Origin of the sequence: Moraxella sp. K127 (assembly GCF_015223095.1) — a bacterium.
In the GTDB taxonomy this organism is placed as follows: Bacteria; Pseudomonadota; Gammaproteobacteria; order Pseudomonadales; family Moraxellaceae; genus Moraxella.
Genome location: NZ_JADFBZ010000049.1, coordinates 1 through 21,396, shown reverse-complemented (window position 1 = coordinate 21,396; position 21,396 = coordinate 1). Strand labels below are relative to the sequence as shown.

The following is a 21,396-nucleotide window of genomic DNA, read 5'->3' as shown; positions in this document are numbered from 1 at the left end:
GAACGCCCCTTTTTACATCCCAGAATCCACTAACATCCTTAGAACCCACCCACAGGAGCGAAATCCACACCTGTTTCTAGTTTTGCTCCATCCATTAAGATGAGTGCTTGCGACAGCCACACGTCGCCCGATATCGCCATCATGGTCGGTGCCAGCTCAGCAGACCTATCAAATGCCACATCAGGCACGACCCCCACCCCATCAATCCGCTGACCATCAGCGGTCAGATAGTGGGCGGTGGTCATCTTAACCGCTTGTCCATCGCCTATGGGAATAACCGACTGTACCGAACCTTTGCCATAGCTCGTCTCACCGACTATCAAGGCTCGTTTTTGCGACTGCAAGCTACTGGCTAACACTTCGGCAGCCGATGCCGAGTAGCGGTTTTGTAGTATCATCACTGGCAAATCAATGAGCAGTGGCGAGCCTTCAGTTCTTAGCTCTCGCTCTACCCCCTGTCGCCCTGCCACTTGCACCAATGTCTGGTTACGCATAAACAGCGATGCCACCGCCCCTGCCGACTCTAAGACCCCACCGGGGTTGTTTCGTACGTCCAATATCACCCCTGTGATTGGCACGCCCGCCTGCCCCAAACTCTCCAAAATCTGCTGACGGGTGTTGTTTTGAAACACGGGCAGTTTAATGATAACCACACCCCCAACGATGGCAGTCTCTACATTGCTTTTTAACACTTCATTACGCTGAGCGGTAAGTCGTCTTTTGCTACGCCCCGCATGAGACACCACAATATCCACCTGTGTGCCAGCAATGCCATTTAATAACTGTTTGACATCATTTTCACTGTGACTCTCATCCAGTTTGGTCTCACCCACTTGGTGTAGATAGTCTCCCACTTTTACGCCAGCACGTTTGGCAGATGAGTCTTCATGAACACTGGTAATGACCCAATGACTCTCATCATCCTGCCATACCGCTGACAGCCCGATGTTCGCCACGTTGCCTGCGGTGAATGATTGTAGATTGGCAAAGGCGTCTTTATCCAAGAACTCCGCATGGCTGTCTAGCCCTGTCAGCATGCCACTCATGGCATTTTCAAAGAGCTTCTCATCGCTGACTTCTTCGACATAGTCACGACGCACCAAATCCACCACCGACACAAAGGTTTTTAGGGTGTTTGGCGACACCGCCCCCAGTGGCACACGCCCCTGATGTAGCCCTTCTATGCCATGTAGTGTATTGGGCTTACTCTCTAAGGCATCAAGTGTTGGGCTTGTCGGGTCTTGGGCATCCGTCTGCTCGCCTGTCTCTGCTTCAACATCCAGACCGCTGTCAGCTTGCACATCATCGCCAAAGCCGAGTAGATTTGCCACTTTATTGATGGGCGTGCTGATGGCTTTGGGTAGCTCGGCATGGCTTGTCATCGGCATACTTACCGCCAACGCCACCATGCTCGCCAGTAGTGTTTTTGTCAGTTTCATACATCCACCAATAGGCTCTCACCCGTCATCTCGGCAGGTTTTTGCATACCCATCAGGTGCAAAATAGTCGGAGCGACATCACACAGTCGTCCGCCTGTCCGCACGCTCACCTGTTTGTCGCCCACATAGATAAACGGCACAAATTCGGTCGTGTGCTGAGTATGCACCTGTCCGCTTTCGTAGTCTTGCATTTGCTCGCAGTTGCCGTGGTCGGCGGTGATGAGCAGATGACCGTTCATCTCACGCACCGCACCGACTATCTCGCCAATACAGGTATCCACCGCTTCTACCGCCTTGACCGCCGCATCAAACACGCCCGTATGCCCCACCATGTCGCCATTGGCGTAGTTGATGATGACCACGTCAAACTCGCCTGATAATATCGCTTCTTTTAGCTTGTCAGTTACTTCAAAAGCACTCATCTCGGGCTTTTCATCATAGGTTTTGACATCAGGGCTATTTACCAAAATGCGTTTTTCGCCGTCATACAGCTCTTCACGCCCGCCACTAAAAAAGAAAGTAACGTGAGCGTATTTTTCGGTTTCGGCAATGCGAAGCTGGGTTTTACCGTGATTTTGTAGGTATTCGCCCAATGTATTGGCAAGGCCTGTTGGATAATACGCCACCGTTGTTTTAGGGTTAGCTTCTAACTCATCAGAATATTTGGTCATCATGACAAAAGCAGACAGCTCGGGCGTTGCCTTACGCTTAAAGCCGTCAAAATCAGCATTCACAAAGGCCCCACTAATCTCTCTGGCACGGTCAGCCCGAAAATTGACAAAAATCACGCCGTCATTGTCCGCTATCACGCCATTATCATCAATCATGGTCGCCTGTACAAACTCATCGGTCTCGTCCGCCCCATAGGCAAGCTCTATGGCATGGCTGGCACTGTCCGCTTCACGCACCGCCTTGGCTTGGGTCATCAGGTCGTACGCCTGCTCCACCCTATCCCACCGCTTATCCCTATCCATGGCAAAAAAGCGTCCGATACAGCTTGCGATTTTGGCTTCGACATCAAACTCTTGGCTAAGATTTGCCAAATACTGCTCCAAATCCGCCACATAGCCGTCTGCCGATTTTGGTGGGGTGTCTCGCCCGTCCAAAAACGCATGAACGAACACTTGGCTTGCCCCCTGCTCTACGGCAAGTTTGGCGGTCGCCTTAATGTGGTCAATATGAGCATGAACCCCACCGTCCGACAGCAAGCCCAAAATATGCACCGCCCCTTCGTTGTCTATCGTGTCCTTGACCGCCTTAACCAGCACGTCATTATTAAAAAATTCACCCGAGCTAATGTCATTCATGATGCGGGTAGAATCTTGGTACAAAATCCGCCCCGCCCCAAGGTTCATATGCCCCACTTCTGAATTGCCAAATTGACCGTCAGGCAAACCCACGTCCTGTCCTGAGCCTGAGATAAGCCCATGTGGGCAAGTCGCCATGAGCGTGTCCAGATTGGGTTTTTTGGCGGTATAAACGGCGTTGTCTCGTGAGTCTTCTCGGTGTCCGACACCGTCCAAAATCATCAAAACGTGGGGGATTTTTTTCATGATAAAGCCTTTTTTAACAAATCAAAAATGATAACTCATTTCCCATTTTATCACAAAATACCCCCATTCGGCACGGCAAAAACCTCCCAAATCTTGAAATTTTTACAAAATTATCGTACAATAGAGCCACTGAAACATTCGCCAGTTGAGAATACACCTGAGCCGATAATCACACTTACAGGGTAATGACTGTTTGCTGTGGTGTGTATGCCCGCATCATCTGATGTATCGGGAAACCTAAAACAGCAAAGATTTACCCGCCTTGAACTACTTGGTTCATGGGCAACACTTGACAGCGGTGTTTCGGTTTTTTATTTTTATACTTTTAAAATATTGATTTTAAACAAAAATATTTTTAATATTAAAATTTTTATCATTTTTTAAAAAATTTCTTGACAAGTTGTCAAAAATCTATATAATACGCAATCACTTGATACGACAAGTTATTCCCCAATAGCTCAGTCGGTAGAGCATCGGACTGTTAATCCGTGTGTCCCTGGTTCGAGCCCAGGTTGGGGAGCCATATTTAAAAACCCTTTTCTGTTTTGGAAAAGGGTTTTTGCTTTTTCGCTTTTGGTTATGTCATTATTTGCTTGATATCATGGGCATGATGATAAAAACCACACCATCATGCCCACACCCCATCCCATCACCAATCATTTGCGATTGCTTGGCACTGCCATCGCCCTTGACGGATATCTTGATACTTAGCCATGTCTGTCTTTGCCGTCTTGCTGGGTTGGTTTGATACCCAATGATACCGATAGATTTTATCATCTTTGGCATAAAATTCAGATGAATGCTCAGGCTTAACCGTATAATAATCACCATCTACATGATAATCAAACACATCCAAATCCCACCCATGCGACTCATCATCACTCATTAGGATGTCTATTTGGTTAAACCCATTTAACAGGATAAAATTAGGGTCGTTTAATTTTTCCACAATGGGATTGCCGTTATCATCAAAATACTCATCAATAAAATCAAGCTCGCTCTCATCACGACTAAGATACGCTCGCCCTACTGTCTCATCCACCCCATCTTGTATGAAATAAATCCGCCCATTATCAGCCATCAACTTATAACTAAAACTTTGGCTAAATCGCTCTCGTTTGGTGCTATACATGACAATGATGTCATTATGACCGCTCGGAACAGCATTTTGCCATGCATACCTCTCTTGGTACTTCCCACCATCTTTACCCACTTCATTCATGTCAGCATAAAACTTCAAGGTATTGACATCATTACCATGACACAAATAAGCATGACCACCAGAGACGTAATTTGGCTCATCATCATTAATTTGCAATAAAAAACCATCTTCATCACTTCGCCCCTTGATATGAAGACGTGTGCCGTCTTGATAACGATTATGCCTACTCATCACGGCAAATACAGAAGGCTTGTCCATCTCAATAGACATCACATCACCCACGAGCCGATAACCGCCAAACGCTACCATGCCCATCGCACTTATCATCACACGCTGATTGGGCAAAAGACGCATCATGCTCTGATTGGCTTGTTTGTCGTGTTTTAAACAGCCAATCAGCTCATCAGCATTTGGGTAACTGTTTGCATGAACACAAACACTCATAAACATCATCAAGCAAAGCAACCATCTCATCGAAGCACCCCTACAACCCCAACATCTTAGTTATCACGCTATAATGGTCTTCAAACATCATACGCCCGTCAAGCTCGCCAAGCGGTAGCCAAAACGCCCGACTGGCATCATCGCCCCCTGCCACATCGGGGAGCTTATCGCCTGTCAGTTCAAAATAAAACACCGTTGTTACCGTCCGTCCACGAGCCGAACGGTTCGGAGCGTCAAAGGCATGGCTTGCTTTTAGAGTGCTTGGGCTGATGATAAGCCCAGTCTCTTCTTGTAATTCACGTAACGCACAGTCAAGCAGGCTTTCATCTTTATCCAAAAATCCGCCCGCCAACGCATACAGCCCACGCCCATACTCGCCCCCACGCTCAATGAGTAGCACATGACCTGCCTGCACCGCCAAAGCGTCCGCCGTAACAAACACAGGTGGATACGGAGCGGACTGCCATGCTTTTTGATAATCTAAGACATGGCGGTATTCACGTTGCAGATGAGTAAAATCGTCCGTTTGGGCAAATTTTTGTAAAAAAGCCACGCTCGGGGCAGGCATTTTATCTTGCCAATCATCGCCATTTTTTAGACGTTCATCTAAAAAATACGCCCGTCTTAGCGGTGTGGCAGACAAATTTTCAAAACTGGGCAACTCAACAAAACCCCAATCAGGAAATAACGACAAATAATACGAACTGTCATCCTTGGTATGCCCGATGATACCAATCTTGGCAGGTTCGTTTTGGGTGATAAACGAGACCGCTTGTTGGACGTTTTGGAGCCATTTGTGGTCATTATAGAGCGTGTCATCAATGGGCATACAAATGATACGCTCGCTGTCGGCTGTGTCATTATCAAAGGCTTTTAAAATCATGCTTTCACGTTCATCAAAGCTAAACGGATTTTTGATGGTGCGTGGGCTATTTGCCGAACCGATGAGCATGATGACGGTTTTGGCACGGTTTAGGGCTTCACGCACGACAAATTCATGCCCATGATGAAACGGCTGAAACCGCCCGATAAATACCAAATAATCAAATTGAGCCATGTTAAATCTCATTATTTAAAAAATTAGACTTGATAAAAGCGATTATGTTACCATAAAAGCATAGATTTATCTTTATTATTGAGTTTTTACCATGAGCGATTTACAAAACGAACCTTTAAGCAGTAACATCATCATCACGCCCAACGCCCAAGACTATCTGGCAGAACTGCTTGCCAAACAAGAAGTGGACGGCATTGGCGTGCGTATTTTTGTGGAACACGCAGGCACGCCTCGAGCCGAATGCTGTATGAGCTACTGCCAGCCTGATGAGATTGATGAAGACGATTTGCAAATTCCTTATGACAAATTTGTCGCCCACATTGACGCCCCGAGCATTCCTTATCTGCATGATGCGGTGATTGATTATAACAAAGACCGTTTTGGCGGTCAGCTCACATTTAGAGCCCCTAACTCAAAAGTCCCCCAAGTGGGCGAAAATGCCAGCATTGAAGAGCGGATTACTTATGTGCTACAAGCCGAGATTAACCCCCAACTTGCCAGTCATGGTGGTCATGTGGAGCTTTTGGAAGTCATCGAAGATGATGCAGGCAAAACTGCGGTGCTAAAATTTGGCGGTGGCTGTCAAGGGTGCAGTGCGGTGGATGTTACCTTGCGTCAAGGCGTGGAAGTTCAGCTAAAACAACAAATCCCTGAGCTGACCCAAGTCATTGACGAAACCGACCACACTAAGACGGAAAATGCGTATTATAAATGATTGGTTAAAAAAGATAAAAGGGCATGAATTTGCCCTTTTTATAATCATTTAACTTCAAAATACGCCAATAGACGTAAGGTGCGTAATACGCACCAATAAGATTTCTATTTAAAAAGGTGCGTGGGACGCACCTTACCCCCCTACTACACACCCCCAAATACCCAAATTTTAAAAAATAAAAATAGATTATGTTAAATAAATACACCCAAAAAAACGGCAACTTATCATTGCCGTTTTTTGCTTTAATGGTCGCTTGGCACTTTATCCATGTCAATATCAGGATTTTTGGTTAAGTGAATGATGGATAAAATCAACCCACCCCAAACGATAGACAAAGCCACCACCATGACTGCTAATGCGGTACCGTTCATGCGTTTTCTCCTTCTATGGATTTGTGCTGATGATGTGTGGCGTGGGCAGGTGCTTTGGTCAATAGGAACGAACCCACCGCAAACACTGCCACCACACCCCAACCAAAGATAAGTTGAGTTGCCAAATCATAACTGTCATAGCCCTTGGTAACGAGTGAGAACACACTTAGCACCAACGCCACGATGAGCGAAATGGGCGTAACAATGGTCAGCATAAATGCCCAGCCCTTACCCACTTTCACGCTAGAAATGGCGTTAATGTGGTTGATGAGCTTATCCATGACAGGACGGTTAAACCACGTTACCCAAATGATAGACAAAATCGCCCCTGTTACCACGCCGATATTATTGGCAAAATGGTCAATCACGTCCACAAAGGTAATCGCCGTTTTGGTAGAAAACAGGGCAAGTGAGATGAGAGCTGATACACCACCGACCACGCTAACTGCTTTTTTATGCGACCAGCCGAATTTGTCCTTGACCGCTGAGATTGGCACTTGTAAGATACTTGCCATGGACGTAACGCCCGCCACAAACAGCGAACCAAAAAACAAGATGCCGATGAGCGTACCAGCGTCGCCCATGCTAGAGATGATTTTTGGAAAAGCGATGAATGCCAAACCGATACCGCCCGACACCACTTCTGATACAGGCACGCCTGATTGCACCGCCATAAAGCCCAGTACCGAGAAAATCCCGATACCTGCCATGACTTCAAACGATGAGTTAGCAAAACCCACCACCAATCCTGAGCCTGTCAGGTTGGCATTTTTCTTTAAATAAGATGAGTACGTTACCATAATCCCAAAGCCGATAGACATTGAGAAAAAGACGTGCCCGTAAGCGGCAAGCCAGACCTTAGGGTCAGCCATTTTTTCCCAATTGGGGGTAAAAAAGGCATTTAACCCTTCGGAGGCACCGTTTAGTCGCACTGCTTGCACCACCATTATGGTAAACATGACCACCAATAGCGGAATACAGATTTTGTTGACAAGCTCCACGCCTTTTCGGATACCGCCATACATGATGAACAGCACCAATGCCCATACGATGGCCACCCCGATAAACAGACTAGGCACAATGCCAAAATCTAGTCCCGAGCCATTTTGCAGATAATGCTCAAAGAAAAACGTCTGCGGGTCATCGCCCCACTGTTGCCCAAAGGCATATAGGGTGTATTGCCCTGCCCATGACAACACGGACGCATAATAAATCCCGATGACCGTACACACCAGCACCTGCCACCAGCCCACGATTTCTTTTGATTTAATCATTCGCCGATAAGCCGTGGGTGGGGCTCCGTGGTATTTTTGCCCTGCGACATAATCCAAAAATAGCAAGGGAAACCCTGCGGTTGCCAAGGCAATCAAGTAAGGGATGAAAAACGCCCCACCGCCATTTTCATAAGACACATAAGGGAAACGCCAAATGTTGCCCAAGCCTACTGCCGACCCAATCGCCGCCAAAATAAAGCCTGAGCGTGCCGACCAACTTTCTCGTTGTGTGGACATAATTGCTCCTTTTTTAATGTTTTGGCAACTCCTTTTAATGGGGAATTTACCCATTGTCATCTGTCATGCCAAATCTGTTAAATTTTGTAAAAATATTTTGTCCTGCATAGTTTGATTGAATCAATTAAAAAAGTCAAATAAATAAAAAAATAAAAACCCATAACGAAATATTATGGGTTGATGATAACATTTGTAAACTTAAATCAGCGAATCAGTCCACGCTTGCTGTTTTGTAGCGACTCGATAAACAACGCCACTTTTGGCTCATCCGCCACCCAAGTGGACAGCTCAGCAATCACGTCCGCCTTGATTTTACCAGAACGAAACATCACGTCATAGGCTCTATCTAGCGTCTCAATGGTTTCTTTGCTCCACCCTTTTCGTCTCATGCCTTCTTTGTTTAGCCCATGCACTGTGGATGGGTTGCCCGATACGGTGGTAAAGGCACACACGTCCTTTAAAATCAGGCTCGCCCCGCCAATCATCGCATAGTCATCAATCCGACAGAACTGATGTACACCCGTCTGCCCACCGACAATCACATAATTACCAATATGAGCATGACCTGCCACGCCCACATTATTGGCAAGCACGTTGTGGTCGCCCACCATGCAATCATGAGCGATGTGAGTGTTTACCATAAATAGGTTGTGGTTGCCGATTTTGGTCAAATTACCGCCGTCTGCCGTGCCACGATGAAAGGTACAAGACTCCCGAATGGTATTGTCATCGCCCACTTCTAGGTAAGTGGTTTCGCCTTTAAATTTTAAATCCTGCGGAATCTCACCGATGCTGGCAAATTGAAAAATGGTGTTACGCTTGCCAATGGTTGTATTATCGCCCACGATGACGTGCGATTTTAAAATGGTGTCTTCGCCAATCACGGTATTTTTACCCACGATACAATACGCCCCAATCACAGCGGTTGGGTGTATGACAGCACTGGGGTCAATGATGGCGGTTGGGTGTATGTTCATGACGCTATCCACATTAGTCCAGCTTTTGACGGGCAATCATAATCTCGGCACTACACGCTAATTTGCCATCCACATGAGCGGTGCATTCAAATTTATAAATCTCACGTTTGGCGGTAACGAGCTTAGAGCGAATCACGAGCGTATCGCCTGTGCTGACGAGCTTTTTAAAACGCACTTTATCCACGCCTGCAAACAGATACAGATAGCCGTCTTCGGACGATTGCCCTGCACTGACAAACCCCAAAATGCCCGACAACTGTGCCATGGCTTCCACCATCAGCACCCCTGGCATGACAGGATTATCAGGAAAATGACCGTTGAACAGCTCTTCGTTAATCGTGATGTTTTTGTAGCCCGTAATCCAATTATCCGCCGACACTGCCGTAACACGGTCGATGAGCATAAAAGGATAACGGTGGGGCAGATACCGTTTGATGACGGAATAGCCAAATGGTAAGGTCAAGTTTTGAGCCGTTAAGCGTTCGTGGTCGCCATCGGTCATCAGTTCTAGGTCTAGGGTAGAATTTGTCATGGATATATCCATTTAAATAAAAATTTACTTTTGTCCGCTTTGGCGAAACTTGACCGCCGCACGTCGCCAGTCATTGCTCGGCATGGCGGTAGTGCCTGATGAGTACGAGCCTGCTTCTTTGATAGAGCCTGTGACCATCGTCATGCCAGTTAGCGTGACATTGTCGGTAATGTGCAAATGCCCTGCTATCCCCACCGCACCACCAATGATACAGTTCGCCCCAATGTGCGTACTGCCGGCAATGCCTGTCATGGCAGCAATCGCCGTGCCACGCCCGATATGGACGTTATGAGCAATCTGCACCAAATTATCAATAATCACATCATCGCCAATCACGGTATCACCCACCGCACCCCTATCAATACAAGTGTTGGCACCGATACGCACACGATGACCGATAACGACACGCCCAAGCTGATGAATTTTTTGCCAAGCCAGCCCGTCCGCCCCCACTTTTGGGGCAAAACCAAAACCGTCTGCACCGATACTGGCATGAGCATGAATCTCTACATCATCGCCAATCACACAGTGGTGAGCAACACTAACGTGCGAGCCAATCTCACAGTCATCGCCGATTTGTACAAAATCGCCAATGACGGCATACGCCCCAATTTTGGCATTTTTGCCGATGATGGCACTAGGCGAGATGATGGCGGTGGAGTGAATGCCGTTATCGCTTTGATAGTCAAATAACCCACTCACGGATGCATACGCCAAATAGGCATCTTTGACAAGAATCACGGTGGTATCAGGCAGGGCGGGTAATTTGTCAGCAAATCGCTCTGATACGAGCACCACGCCTGCACGAGTTCCCACCAAATCAGACAAATAGCCTGCCTTTGCCAAAAACGCCAAGCTGTCCTTATCGGCACCTGCCAAATCCGCCACACGACTAACCGACACATGGCGATGTGCCAAGGCGTCTTTATTTAATACCGTTTGGCAACGCTCAATGGCACGGATAAGTTTGTCCAAATCAATCATGATTAGAATACGCTACCGATTTGGAATTGGACGTTTTCTACTTGGTCGCCTTCTTTTTCATTTAACGGTTTGGCATAACTGATGGAAATCGGTCCAATCGGGGTGTACCATGTCACGCCCGCTCCCACACTATAACGCAACTCTTTATCCTGCTCGATGTAGGTTAGGTTGTCATTGGCAACCCCAAGCTGGGTTAAGTTGATTTTTTCGCTGTCAAGATTGGTGGTGTCAAATGCCTGACCAGCATCAAAGAAAATCACAGGACGCACTTGGTCTGCCCAGTCACCTTTAAACGGCACCGGCAAAATCAGCTCTGCCCCAAAGGTCGCCAACGCATTACCACCCACTTCTTCACCGCGGTAATTACGAGCATCTGTCGCCCACGCATAAGAGCGAGACAATGGCCCTAATGATGATGCTTCAAAGCCACGCACCGAGCCATAACCACCTGCATAGAAGTTTTCATAAAATGGCAAATTATTACCATAACCCAAGCGTGCATGACCACGGAGTACCGTGCCTTTCCATAGTGGATAATAGGCGTTTAGGCGGTAGTTTACCTTTTGGAAAGTCTGGTCGCCAAAACCCAAATTGACATCCACATTATGACTTACCCCCTTGGTAGGGAATACGGGCTTGTCAAGGCTAGAATAACTCCATCCAAGCACCCCGCCATAGGTGGTGTAGTCATTGGTAAAACTTGTGCCATCACTATCAATGTCTGCCCGACCACCATCTTCTAACAGCTGTTTGACATTGGCAACACCCATATAACGTCCGCCACGCACTTTGGTTTTATCAACGGTAAAACCACCACTGATACGCTGCTTTTCATCAATCGGATAGCCATAAATCAAACTACCGCCATAGGAGTCAAGCACATAGTTGGAAATGTTTTTACTGTCATATTTGGTCTTGCGGTAGTAGGCATTGACACTTTGAGAGACGCCATTGACGGTAAAATAGGGGTCGGTCATGCCCAGACTATAATTATCACGGGTTTCCGAACGGCTAAATGACATATTAGCACGGTTACCTGTTCCCATAAAGTTGGACTGCGACAAATCCACTTGGAACGTCATACCGCCACTTTGTGAGTACCCTGCGGCGATGGTGGATGAGCCTGATGGCTGTTCTTCGACCGTATAATTAATGTCCACTTGGTCAGGACTGTTTGGTACAGGTCTCACGTCCACTTTGACGTCTTTAAAGAAACCCGTTCTCATCAGTCTGGCACGGGAGAGCTGAATTTTTTGGTTGGATGCGAGCGCCCCTTCGAGCTGACGCATTTCACGGCGTAGCACTTCGTCTTTGGTTTTTAGGTTGCCGGTAAAGTTGATGCGACGAACATAGACAGGACGTACAGGGTCAATATAATAATCCACACCTACTGTCAAGGCTTCATCATCAATCCTTGGCACAGGGCGGATTTGGGCATAATAATAGCCATCATCGCCGAACTTATTGGAAATCTCGGCGGTGGTCTCATCGAGCTCTTTTTGTGAATAGGTATTGCCCTGCTTGAATTTGACCAGCTCATTTAGCTCATCGGTATGATAGGTGGTATTACCCAAAAATTGAATGTCGCCAAACTTATACTGCTGACCTTCATTAATGGTCGTTTCAATAAAGACTTTTTGTTTCTCGTCATCGATGTTTAGGGTGGCATTGTCCACGCTCACTCGCACAAAACCATCGTTGAGATATTTGGCTTTGACATTTTCTAGGCTGGCATTGAGCTTTTCTTGGCTATAACGGTCGGCTTTGGACAGTGGGTTCCATTTTTTGTCCTTGACCACGAACTCATCTTTTAACTCTTCGTCGCTAAAATGGGTATTACCAATGATGTTAATGTCTACCACACGAGCAGGTTTGCCTTCGACAAAATTAATGTCCAGCTTGACACGGTTGCCGTCCAGTTCGGTTTGCTTGACTTCAATGTCAGCATTATAATAACCCTGTGAGATGTACTGATTTTCAAGCTCACTCTCTAAGATGGCAACGGTTGCCTGTTTTAGTACGCTACCCACCGCAAGCCCCGTACTCTCCAAGCCCTGCTTTAAGCCATCATCAGGGATGAGTTTATTACCATCAAAGTTTAGCTCAGCGATAATCGGACGCTCCACGACATGAAACACCACACGCCCACCATCAACATCTGCCTGCACGTTTGAGAACTGCTCGGTGGCATACAAGGCACGAATGCTGTCCGCCAACGCATCCGATGTCAATGCCTGACCCACACCCAAAGGCAGTGCCACTTGCAAACTTTGGGGGGTCACTCGGCTAAGACCACTAAACTCAATGGCACTGACAGCATCATCGGCATGAGCCGTAGTGACCATGACCATCATCACAGACGCGGTTAAGGTTTTTGTCAAAAAAGAAGTACGCATAACAGGTTCACTCAAAGTCGTTCAACTCATCAGCAACAACACCAAAATAATGATAAAATACAAGTGTGCATTGATGATGATTGAATATGGCAAATGTTAATTAATCAAAAATATGGTGTAAGTTAAGCCAAAAAATCAATTTTGGCAAGTAAAATTGTCAAATTTTTAAAAATTTTCTTTAAATATTGCCCAATTATTACCAAAAATCATGCTTAGCGTTTATTGGCATTTCTATTGCCCTACCAAGTGGTTAGATTTTCGCCCTAACCGAACATTCGTGAGATGTCATTACCAATGGCTAGCACCATCATGCCAAACAGTAATAACATACCCATTTGCAAGCCTGCCATTTGTAGTCGTTCACTCATGGGCTTACCCACTATCAATTCATAAGTATAAAACACCAAATGCCCACCGTCCAGCACAGGTATCGGCAACAGATTTAGCACGGCAAGCGACAGACTAATCAGCCCTGCGGTAGATAGCACCTGCTCCCAGCCCATTTGGATACTGTCTTTGGATACTTCGGCAATGGTAATCGGGCCCGATAGGTTGTCAAGCCCTATCAGCCCTGTAATCATCTTGCCCATAGACTTAATAGTCATCACGGACAAATCATAAGTTTTGATAAAGGATTTTTGTAAAGCCTGTATGGGCGTATGGTTTACCGTCATTTTGTAATCATCGGGAACGGTAATTTTGGTCTCTTGCACCCTTGCCCCGATTTGCCCAACCGTGCGATTATCCACCTTGACCGCTTTTGGCATGACCTTGATGTCCATGTTTTGCCCGTCTCGGACAACGCCAAACGTGAGCGATTTTTCGGGATTATTTTGGATAATCTCGGTGGCGGTCAGCCAGTCTTTTATCTCTTTGCCGTCAATGTGGCTAATCCTATCGCCTGCTTTTAGCCCCATTAACGCCCCTGCTCCGTCAGCAGCCAGCGAGCCTATCACAGGCGGTATGACAGGTCGCCAAGGTAATGTGCCAAGGGCGGTAAGCGGGTCTTTACCCTTGTCCGCCCCTTGCATAAAGTCATTGACCTGCACGCTATATTTGCCCTTATCGGTCGCCACAACCACCGCCCCACGCTCGCCCATGCGGTCAGCTAAGGCAAAATTCACACTCTCCCACGTGGGCGTATTTTTGCCGTCAATGGCGTGTATCGTCTCGCCCACCACAAGTCCGCTCGCTTGGGCAGGGCTATCGCTCACAATCCGTCCGATTTTGGTCGATAACTGCTCGCTTGGTTGTAAAAACAGCACAAAAAACAGCCCAATGGCGATGATAAAATTCATCAACGGCCCTGCGATGACAATGGCGATTTTCTTTAAGGGGTGCTGATTGTTAAATGCCAAATGTCGCTCATGCTCGGCAACGTCCCCTTCTCGCTCGTCCAGCATTTTGACATATCCGCCAAGCGGTATCGCACAAATGCGATAATCTATGCCTGTTTTGGGACTTGTCCAGCCAAACAGCCGAGTACCAAAACCGATAGAATAAGTCAAAACCTTAACTCCGCACAGCCGTGCCACGATATAATGCCCCCACTCGTGCAAGGCGACAAGGGGCGTAAGGACAAGCAAGGCGGATAAAAATAAATATAAAGCGGTCATGCTTTTTGGGTTCTCTTAGTTTTTTGTTTTGCCAACAAATTGGTTTGGGCGAATAAATTGCCCCTACAATACCTTCAAAAATTTTTAAATGGTAATTTTAATCAATATAAAGATTTGGTTTTAAAATTTTGGATAATTGGGTAAATTTGGGCGAATAAATTGCCCCTACGCATTTAAATTTAAAAATACATTAGACTTCTTTCCAAACCCCGATTTTTGTGGATTTTTAAAAACTTCAACCCCAATACTTATAAAGGTTTATTTTTAGTTTGGAAAGAGATTTATTTTAATTCAAATGTAAAAAACCATTAAAATCAATCCATTAACTTTCTTAAATAAACGTCCGTCCTATCTCGCACCCGTTTATCTAACGCCAAAATCTCGTCAAGCTCATCAAAATGTCTGCCAAATTGTACCCCCAATTCATCATCATGTAACACACGCTCCACCGTGTCGGCGATGTCGGTTAGGCGAATGCGACCATCCAAAAATGCCGATACCGCCACTTCATTAGACGCATTTAAGGCAACACATGCCCCAGTACCTGTCCGTATGGCATGACGGGCAAGGTCTAGGGATTTGAATTTGTTCTTATCGGGGCGGGTAAATTCTAAGGCGGATATGTCAAATAAGCTCAATGATTTCACGCCGCCATCCATGCGATTAGGGTATCCCAAAGCATGGGCAATGGGTACTCTCATGTCAGGTGAACTAAGTTGTGCCAAAATAGAGCCGTCCACATATTCCACCATAGAGTGAATGATGCTTTGGGGGTGAATGGCAATGTCAATCTGAGCGTCAGATAGGTTAAACAAATGACAAGCCTCAATCAGCTCCAAGCCCTTATTCATCATGGTGTTAGAATCCACCGTGATTTTGCTCCCCATGTTCCAGTTGGGGTGCGACACCGCTTGGGCGACTGTGGCGTTTTTCATGTCATCATAAGATTTGTGCAAAAATCCACCACCGCTTGCCGTCAGCCACAGTTTTTTTATGCCAAATTCACTGCGATGAATGGCGGTGTTGTCGTCCTGCACCGCCTTTGGCAAACATTGAAAAATGGCGTTATGCTCACTGTCAATGGGCAAAATCGTGGCGTTGTGCGTGCGTGCGGTGTTCATGACCAACTCGCCTGCCATGACAAGGCTTTCTTTGTTGGCAAGTAGTACCGTCTGCCCTGCTTTGACTGCCGATAAGGTAGAGCCAAGCCCTGCCGAACCGACAATGCCTGCTACGACCTTGCCCGCCCCTTTGTCGCTTGCCAACTCCGCCAAGCCGTCTTGACCGCCGACCACGTCAATCATAAGATTTGCCGATTTTAAGCGTTTGGCAAATTCGTCCACCTTATCAGACGGCACGCCAACACGGCTTGGGCGAAACTCCACGCATAGCTCAAATAATTTATCCAAGCGACCAAAGCCCGACAAGGCATACACACCCAACCCTGCGTGGCGTGCGATGTCAAGCGTGCTGTCGCCGATTGAGCCTGTTGCTCCAAGCACGGTCAATGGCGTTGTCAATGCCGTCATCACAAAAGCCCCTTTAAATCACCAAGTGCAGGCAATACGCCCAAATACACAAGTACCAACACCCCAAGTGCAAACACAGGTGTGGCAGACAGCAGACTGTCAATACGGTCAAGCACCCCACCATGCCCAGGCAAAATGCTGCCAGAGTCCTTAATCCCCGCTCGTCTCTTTAACATCGATTCAAATAAGTCGCCCAGCACACTTGCCAACACCGTAAGCCCCGACAAGCCCAAAAAGGCAATGAGTGCCACCGTACCAAGCTCTAATCCAAAGCCCACACCCATCGCCACAAAACTTGCGGTAATGATGCCACCGATGAAACCCTCTATGGATTTATTGGGTGAGACGTTGGGTGCAAGTTTACGTTTGCCAAATTTGCGTCCGATAAAATACGCCCCACTGTCGGCACACCACACAAGCAAAAATACATACATAAGCCACCAAGGCGATACTTGCCATAAGCTGTATATGGCGGTAATACTGGCGGTCAAAATGATGATACCCATCAAAAACAGACGTTTACCGTACCATTTTTCCTGGGCAGGATACACACGCACCCATTTGGTCGCCATCAGCCATATCCCAAAGGAGAGTAACCACCACACCGCCCATGTCTGCCAAATAAAGATACTTATCATCGTTATCGCTAGGGATAACATGATAAATAAGACAGGCTGTTTGAGTTTGGGCATGAGTTTTGTCCACTCATGGGAGGCAATGAGTGTGCCTATGGTCAAAAGTGGCAAAAACAAAAAGGGTTGGCGACTGGTGAACATCGCCACACCCACGATAATCACAAGTACGATTGCTGTTTTTATTCGTTGCCACATTTAAGGTTTTCCAGTTTTAATAATCTCAAAAGTAATATAACACTCATAAGGTGCGTATTACACACCGCCATTGGCATTGTGCTTTAAATGGTGCGTGATATGCACCTTATACTTAAAACTCAAACCACCATTTTTATCAAATAACGCATATAAAATAACGAAAACACCAATGCCACAATAGAAAAATACACCGCCCATTTCGCCTTTTGGTTGGCATTTTCTAATTGCTCGTTTGAAAATTGTCCATTGGTACAATAAAATTTTACCACTTTTTTTAAAAATAAATTCACAAGCCAAAACAATCAATAACGCCACAGAAATCCAAATCGCCCCTTCTTTTCTTAATAGCATTACCAGTACTTGTTTATCAATTACCATTAACATAAAAAACAGAATAATTAATGGCACACTAATGGGTAATTTAAATAAATAACGGTAAGTTTTTTGCAATTTATTCATAAAAATTTCCTTTTAAGCTTTATCACTTCACTCAATGGTGCATAATACGCACCTACGCTCTATGAATAATTTATCAATCTTGCCAAATTACCAAATAACCCGCCACCATCAAGCTGATAATATAAATAATCCAACCTATTTTATTAAAAATACTTAATTGATTTTGATTAAAATTTTGTTTTAAAAACCATTTATCAAGAAAGGCATAAATACCAAATAACAAAACCGCCCAAATCACACCCAAGACAATAATAAACAATGTATTATATTTTGGAATGGCAATAAATACACAAAATGACATGCTAAAAAATGCCGATTAAATGCCTTTATTTTTATCCAAAAAGTCGTATTTAAATAGGTTTTTCATTGCTATTTTATTCTTGATTTTTATTAAACTTCCTGCAAAACTAGTTTTCCGTTCGCCCTGAGCTATGCCTGCGGGTGGCGGAAAACCGTTATGGTTTGACAAGCTCACCACGAACGATTTTCTTTAATTTAGGGTTTTGCAGGAAGTCTATTTAATTGTCATTATTCTGAACTTGCTCACTGGTTTTACCAAAACGTCTTTCACGATTGCCAAAGTCTTGTATCATCCTATCTAGCTCATCTGTCCCAAAATCAGGCCATAACGTGCTGGTAAAAAATAGCTCAGCATAAGCCAATTGCCACAACAAAAAGTTAGAAATACGCCATTCGCCCCCCGTACGAATGAGCATGTCCACGCATGGTACATCAGAGAGTGCGACATGCTGTCCGATAAGGTCTGCATTGATGTCATTTGGGGCAAGATTTCCATTTTGTACTTGTATGGCAAGTTTTTGACACGCCAAGGCGATGTCCCATTGTCCGCCGTAGCTGATGGCGATGACAAGCGTCATTTTGTCAAAATGGGCGGTTTGGGTTTCAGCATCTGCCATCAGAGCTTGTAAGTTGGGATTTAATATTGATCTGTTGCCGATAAATCTTAGGCGAATTTGGTATTTGTTCATGCGTGGCAGTTGCTCATGGATGGTGTTTTCAAGCAATTGCATGAGTAAATCCACCTCTGGCTGTGGTCTTGCCCAGTTTTCAGATGAAAAAGCAAACACCGTCAAAACTTTAATGCCCCGTGCCAAACAATGCTCTACAATGGGGTCAAGTGCATCTTTGCCCTTGATATGCCCTGCCCCTGCCTGCAAAGCGTGAGCCTTGCCATAGCGGTTGTTACCGTCCATGATAATGGCGATGTGTTGGGGCAGGTTTAAAATGGGGGGTAATGGGGCATTTGGCATGATAGATAGGCGGATTGGTCAATGGTAAATGATACAAATAGGGCGAATGGCTCGCCCTATATAGGGCGTGCTGAACCTTTGCAACACAATTTAACGTTTAAAATATTTTAGAGATAAAACACTGTTTTTGCATGAAAAATGGTTAAATCTTGTTTTTCATCGTCAAATTCCTTGTTGATATTTTAATATCAACTGCGGACTTTTCCTTGAAAAACGTGCGATTTCCCCTATTTTTCATTGCAAATATAAAGGGTAGGCACGCCCTAAAAAGACATAACTTAGACTTCCATAAGCTCGCTTTCTTTTTTGGCAAGGCGAGTGTCGATTGCTTTGATAAAGTCATCGGTCAGCTTTTGAATGTCGGTCTCGGCACGGCGTTCGTCATCTTCGCTGGCTTCTTTGTCTTTGACGAGTTTTTTGATGTCGCCTAGCATATCACGGCGGATATTACGCACCGACACACGGGCAGACTCGGCATCAGAGCGAGCCAATTTTTGCATATCCTTACGAGTCTCTTCGGTCAAAGCTGGCATTGGCACACGAATCACGTCTGCGGTCATGGGGTTAAGCCCCAAATCCGCTTCACGGATTGCCTTGTCCACCGCTTGCACCATAGAGCGGTCAAAGGGCTGTACAAGTAGGGTACGGCTGTCTTCTACGTTCACGCTTGCCACTTGGTTTAGGGGCATATCCGAGCCATAGTAGCTGACCATAACGCCCGACAAGATACCAGGGTGAGCTCGTCCTGTACGCAGTTTGGCAAACGCACTTTCTAGGGCTTCAAGGGCTTTTTCCATACGGGCTTTGCCGTCTGTTTTGATTTGGTTAATCATAAGGGTTTCCTATTTGCAATATTTACTAAACATTGATTTTGTTACATTAGGGCGAATTGCAATTCGCCCCTACCAATCGGCATAATAAGCAAGATTTAACAGTTTTTAAAGTTAATTTTAAATTCAATAAAAATTGGGCTCTGGTTCAAAAAGTATGCTACAAGGAAAACCGTTCGTGGTGAGCTTGGGAAACCTAACGGTTTTCCTGCCCTTCGACAAGCTCAGGGCGAACGGAAAACCTAGTTCAGCATACTTTTTAGACTACTACCAAAAATTGAATTAATGATACACTCGTGTACCTTCTTTTTCGCCCATAACGACATTTAATAGAGCATTGGGTTTATTCATGTCAAACACTTGCAACGGCACGTTGTGTTCACGGCATAGGGCAATGGCGGTCAAATCCATAACGCCCAATTTGTCTTCTAGGGCTTTGTCAAAGGTTAGGCTGTCGTATTTGACCGCATCGGCATGAACGCTTGGGTCTTTATCATACACGCCGTCCACTTTGGTTGCCTTTAAGATGAGACCTGCTTCAATCTCAATCCCACGCAAACACGCCGCCGTATCGGTGGTAAAAAACGGATTGCCCGTACCTGCCACAAAAATGCACACTTCGCCATTATTTAGGTGGCGAATGGCTTCACGACTAGAATACGGCTCGCCAATGGTGGCGATGTTAAGAGCGGACATAAGACGGCATTTGATATTACGACGGACTAGGGCATCACGCATGGCAAGCCCGTTCATCACGGTGGCAAGCATACCCATTTGGTCGCCTGTAACTCGTCCGACAAGCCCTTCTTTTTGGAGGGTGCTACCACGATACAAGTTACCACCGCCAACGACAATCCCCACTTGCACGCCAAGCCCACGCAAATGGGCGATAGACAAGCTCATCTGGTCAAGAATGGACGCATCAATGCCCATGTCTTTACCCCCTGCTAGGGCTTCGCCTGAGAGTTTGAGTAGGATACGAGAGAATTTTGGATTTTTGTCGTTGGGGTTGTTAATGTCTGACATGGCACACCTATTATAATTTAAATACAAATTAAGTAATTTTATCACATTTTGCCAAATATTGTAAAATTAAAAAAGGCGAAACCCTGTCCGCCTTTTTTAATTTTAAATTTGTCTTTAATTCACTTTTTAATGAACCCACTTTTAATTCACCTTAGTCAATTCCATACTAATGACTTTGCCGTCATTGGTTTGGCTGACTTTGACTGGTAGATAATTTAGGCTGGGGGCAAGCCAAAAGCTCGTGGCACGCCCTTTGTCATCGTGCACACGGTCAATGCGAATGGCGTCATAAGTACCCGCAGGAACGGTGATTTTGCTACTGCCCGAACGTCTAAATCTGGTGGCTTCTATTTCATTTTTCTTAACCAAATGATAATTTCCACTAAACTTACCGTTAATCAGTTCTTGACGGATTTGGGTTTCTAAACTCAAATCATCATAGGCTTGTCCGTTCATTCTAAGCGTGGTGGATTTGCCTTTATACGTGCTAACCACGGATTTGGCGGAGTTATTAAACTTGATATTATGAGTGCGTCCCACGCCCAACACTCGCACCGACATATTGGAGCTAGATGGTACGATTCTGCCGTTGGATAGGCTAAAACTTGCCGACTGGTTTACACTTGCCACGCCTGCGGCACTGGCTTTTACATGATAGTGGTAATCATCTCCATTTTTAATTAAGGTGCGTGTT

The 21,396-nt window shown here is 45.7% G+C and carries 20 protein-coding genes, 1 tRNA gene and 1 other RNA gene; 3 read left to right on the top strand and 19 right to left on the bottom strand.

The window, feature by feature from the left end; all coding sequences use genetic code 11:
- Positions 1 to 38: 38 nt before the first annotated feature.
- Together IM753_RS10500 and gpmI are read right to left on the bottom strand one after the other, a co-directional pair.
- Positions 39 to 1,439: a S41 family peptidase gene (locus IM753_RS10500; RefSeq protein ID WP_065254893.1), complete on the bottom strand. Its 1,401-nt coding sequence runs from the start codon at positions 1,437 to 1,439 to the stop codon at positions 39 to 41.
- Positions 1,436 to 2,992 (bottom strand): 2,3-bisphosphoglycerate-independent phosphoglycerate mutase, encoded by a 1,557-nt coding sequence (gene gpmI / locus IM753_RS10495; RefSeq protein WP_194092999.1) that lies wholly within the window; start codon positions 2,990 to 2,992, stop codon positions 1,436 to 1,438. The genes IM753_RS10500 and gpmI overlap by 4 nt, the downstream gene beginning before the upstream one ends.
- Before the next feature lie 123 nt (positions 2,993 to 3,115).
- Here gpmI and ssrS point away from each other — a divergent pair.
- Positions 3,116 to 3,306: non-coding RNA, 6S RNA (ssrS, locus tag IM753_RS10490), on the top strand.
- A 133-nt stretch (positions 3,307 to 3,439) separates the two neighbouring features.
- Positions 3,440 to 3,515: transfer RNA gene (locus tag IM753_RS10485), tRNA-Asn, on the top strand.
- 126 nt (positions 3,516 to 3,641) lie between these two features.
- Here IM753_RS10485 and IM753_RS10480 read toward each other — a convergent pair.
- The gene (locus tag IM753_RS10480; RefSeq protein WP_194109255.1) at positions 3,642 to 4,628 is read right to left on the bottom strand and encodes a hypothetical protein; all 987 of its coding nucleotides are present in this window, start codon (positions 4,626 to 4,628) and stop codon (positions 3,642 to 3,644) included.
- A 10-nt stretch (positions 4,629 to 4,638) separates the two neighbouring features.
- Positions 4,639 to 5,655, bottom strand: a complete 1,017-nt coding sequence (locus IM753_RS10475; RefSeq protein ID WP_065254896.1) for a bifunctional nicotinamide-nucleotide adenylyltransferase/Nudix hydroxylase — start codon at positions 5,653 to 5,655, stop codon at positions 4,639 to 4,641.
- Between the two features lie 91 nt (positions 5,656 to 5,746).
- Between IM753_RS10475 and nfuA the strand changes: the two genes are divergently transcribed.
- Positions 5,747 to 6,370: a Fe-S biogenesis protein NfuA gene (gene nfuA / locus IM753_RS10470; protein ID WP_065254897.1), complete on the top strand. Its 624-nt coding sequence runs from the start codon at positions 5,747 to 5,749 to the stop codon at positions 6,368 to 6,370.
- A 242-nt stretch (positions 6,371 to 6,612) separates the two neighbouring features.
- Here nfuA and IM753_RS10465 read toward each other — a convergent pair whose 3' ends face one another.
- From IM753_RS10465 to IM753_RS10395, 15 genes are all read right to left on the bottom strand, one after another.
- On the bottom strand, positions 6,613 to 6,741 hold the full coding sequence (locus IM753_RS10465; RefSeq protein ID WP_078274910.1) for a methionine/alanine import family NSS transporter small subunit: 129 nt from the start codon (positions 6,739 to 6,741) through the stop codon (positions 6,613 to 6,615).
- Complete coding sequence (locus IM753_RS10460) at positions 6,738 to 8,252, bottom strand: sodium-dependent transporter (RefSeq protein ID WP_062499358.1); 1,515 nt, start codon at positions 8,250 to 8,252, stop codon at positions 6,738 to 6,740. The genes IM753_RS10465 and IM753_RS10460 overlap by 4 nt, the downstream gene beginning before the upstream one ends.
- Before the next feature lie 203 nt (positions 8,253 to 8,455).
- A complete protein-coding gene (gene lpxA / locus IM753_RS10455) occupies positions 8,456 to 9,229 on the bottom strand; it encodes an acyl-ACP--UDP-N-acetylglucosamine O-acyltransferase (protein ID WP_065255965.1) in 774 nt (257 codons plus the stop codon).
- Positions 9,230 to 9,242: 13 nt separating this feature from the next.
- Positions 9,243 to 9,731, bottom strand: a complete 489-nt coding sequence (gene fabZ, locus IM753_RS10450; RefSeq protein ID WP_370582611.1) for a 3-hydroxyacyl-ACP dehydratase FabZ — start codon at positions 9,729 to 9,731, stop codon at positions 9,243 to 9,245.
- A 54-nt stretch (positions 9,732 to 9,785) separates the two neighbouring features.
- Entirely contained in the window at positions 9,786 to 10,745 is a 960-nt protein-coding gene (gene lpxD / locus IM753_RS10445; RefSeq protein WP_065255945.1) for a UDP-3-O-(3-hydroxymyristoyl)glucosamine N-acyltransferase, read from the bottom strand.
- Positions 10,746 to 10,747: 2 nt separating this feature from the next.
- The gene (bamA, locus tag IM753_RS10440; RefSeq protein WP_194109254.1) at positions 10,748 to 13,141 is read right to left on the bottom strand and encodes an outer membrane protein assembly factor BamA; all 2,394 of its coding nucleotides are present in this window, start codon (positions 13,139 to 13,141) and stop codon (positions 10,748 to 10,750) included.
- 263 nt (positions 13,142 to 13,404) lie between these two features.
- Complete coding sequence (gene rseP / locus IM753_RS10435; RefSeq protein ID WP_065255947.1) at positions 13,405 to 14,757, bottom strand: RIP metalloprotease RseP; 1,353 nt, start codon at positions 14,755 to 14,757, stop codon at positions 13,405 to 13,407.
- A 314-nt stretch (positions 14,758 to 15,071) separates the two neighbouring features.
- On the bottom strand, positions 15,072 to 16,286 hold the full coding sequence (dxr, locus tag IM753_RS10430) for a 1-deoxy-D-xylulose-5-phosphate reductoisomerase (RefSeq protein WP_065255948.1): 1,215 nt from the start codon (positions 16,284 to 16,286) through the stop codon (positions 15,072 to 15,074).
- Entirely contained in the window at positions 16,286 to 17,116 is an 831-nt protein-coding gene (locus IM753_RS10425) for a phosphatidate cytidylyltransferase (RefSeq protein WP_065255949.1), read from the bottom strand. Before IM753_RS10425 ends, dxr begins: the two co-directional genes overlap by 1 nt.
- 57 nt (positions 17,117 to 17,173) lie before the next feature.
- On the bottom strand, positions 17,174 to 17,575 hold the full coding sequence (locus IM753_RS10420) for a hypothetical protein (protein WP_194092697.1): 402 nt from the start codon (positions 17,573 to 17,575) through the stop codon (positions 17,174 to 17,176).
- Between the two features lie 73 nt (positions 17,576 to 17,648).
- Positions 17,649 to 17,876, bottom strand: coding sequence for a hypothetical protein (locus IM753_RS10415; protein ID WP_065255951.1), 228 nt, complete (start codon positions 17,874 to 17,876; stop codon positions 17,649 to 17,651).
- 217 nt (positions 17,877 to 18,093) lie between these two features.
- Positions 18,094 to 18,846 (bottom strand): polyprenyl diphosphate synthase, encoded by a 753-nt coding sequence (uppS, locus tag IM753_RS10410; protein WP_065255952.1) that lies wholly within the window; start codon positions 18,844 to 18,846, stop codon positions 18,094 to 18,096.
- A gap of 278 nt (positions 18,847 to 19,124) precedes the next feature.
- Complete coding sequence (frr, locus tag IM753_RS10405; RefSeq protein WP_065255953.1) at positions 19,125 to 19,679, bottom strand: ribosome recycling factor; 555 nt, start codon at positions 19,677 to 19,679, stop codon at positions 19,125 to 19,127.
- 279 nt (positions 19,680 to 19,958) lie between these two features.
- On the bottom strand, positions 19,959 to 20,702 hold the full coding sequence (gene pyrH / locus IM753_RS10400; protein ID WP_029102573.1) for a UMP kinase: 744 nt from the start codon (positions 20,700 to 20,702) through the stop codon (positions 19,959 to 19,961).
- Between the two features lie 141 nt (positions 20,703 to 20,843).
- The coding region (locus tag IM753_RS10395; protein WP_194109253.1) for a DUF3108 domain-containing protein at positions 20,844 to 21,396 on the bottom strand (553 nt) is incomplete at its 5' end.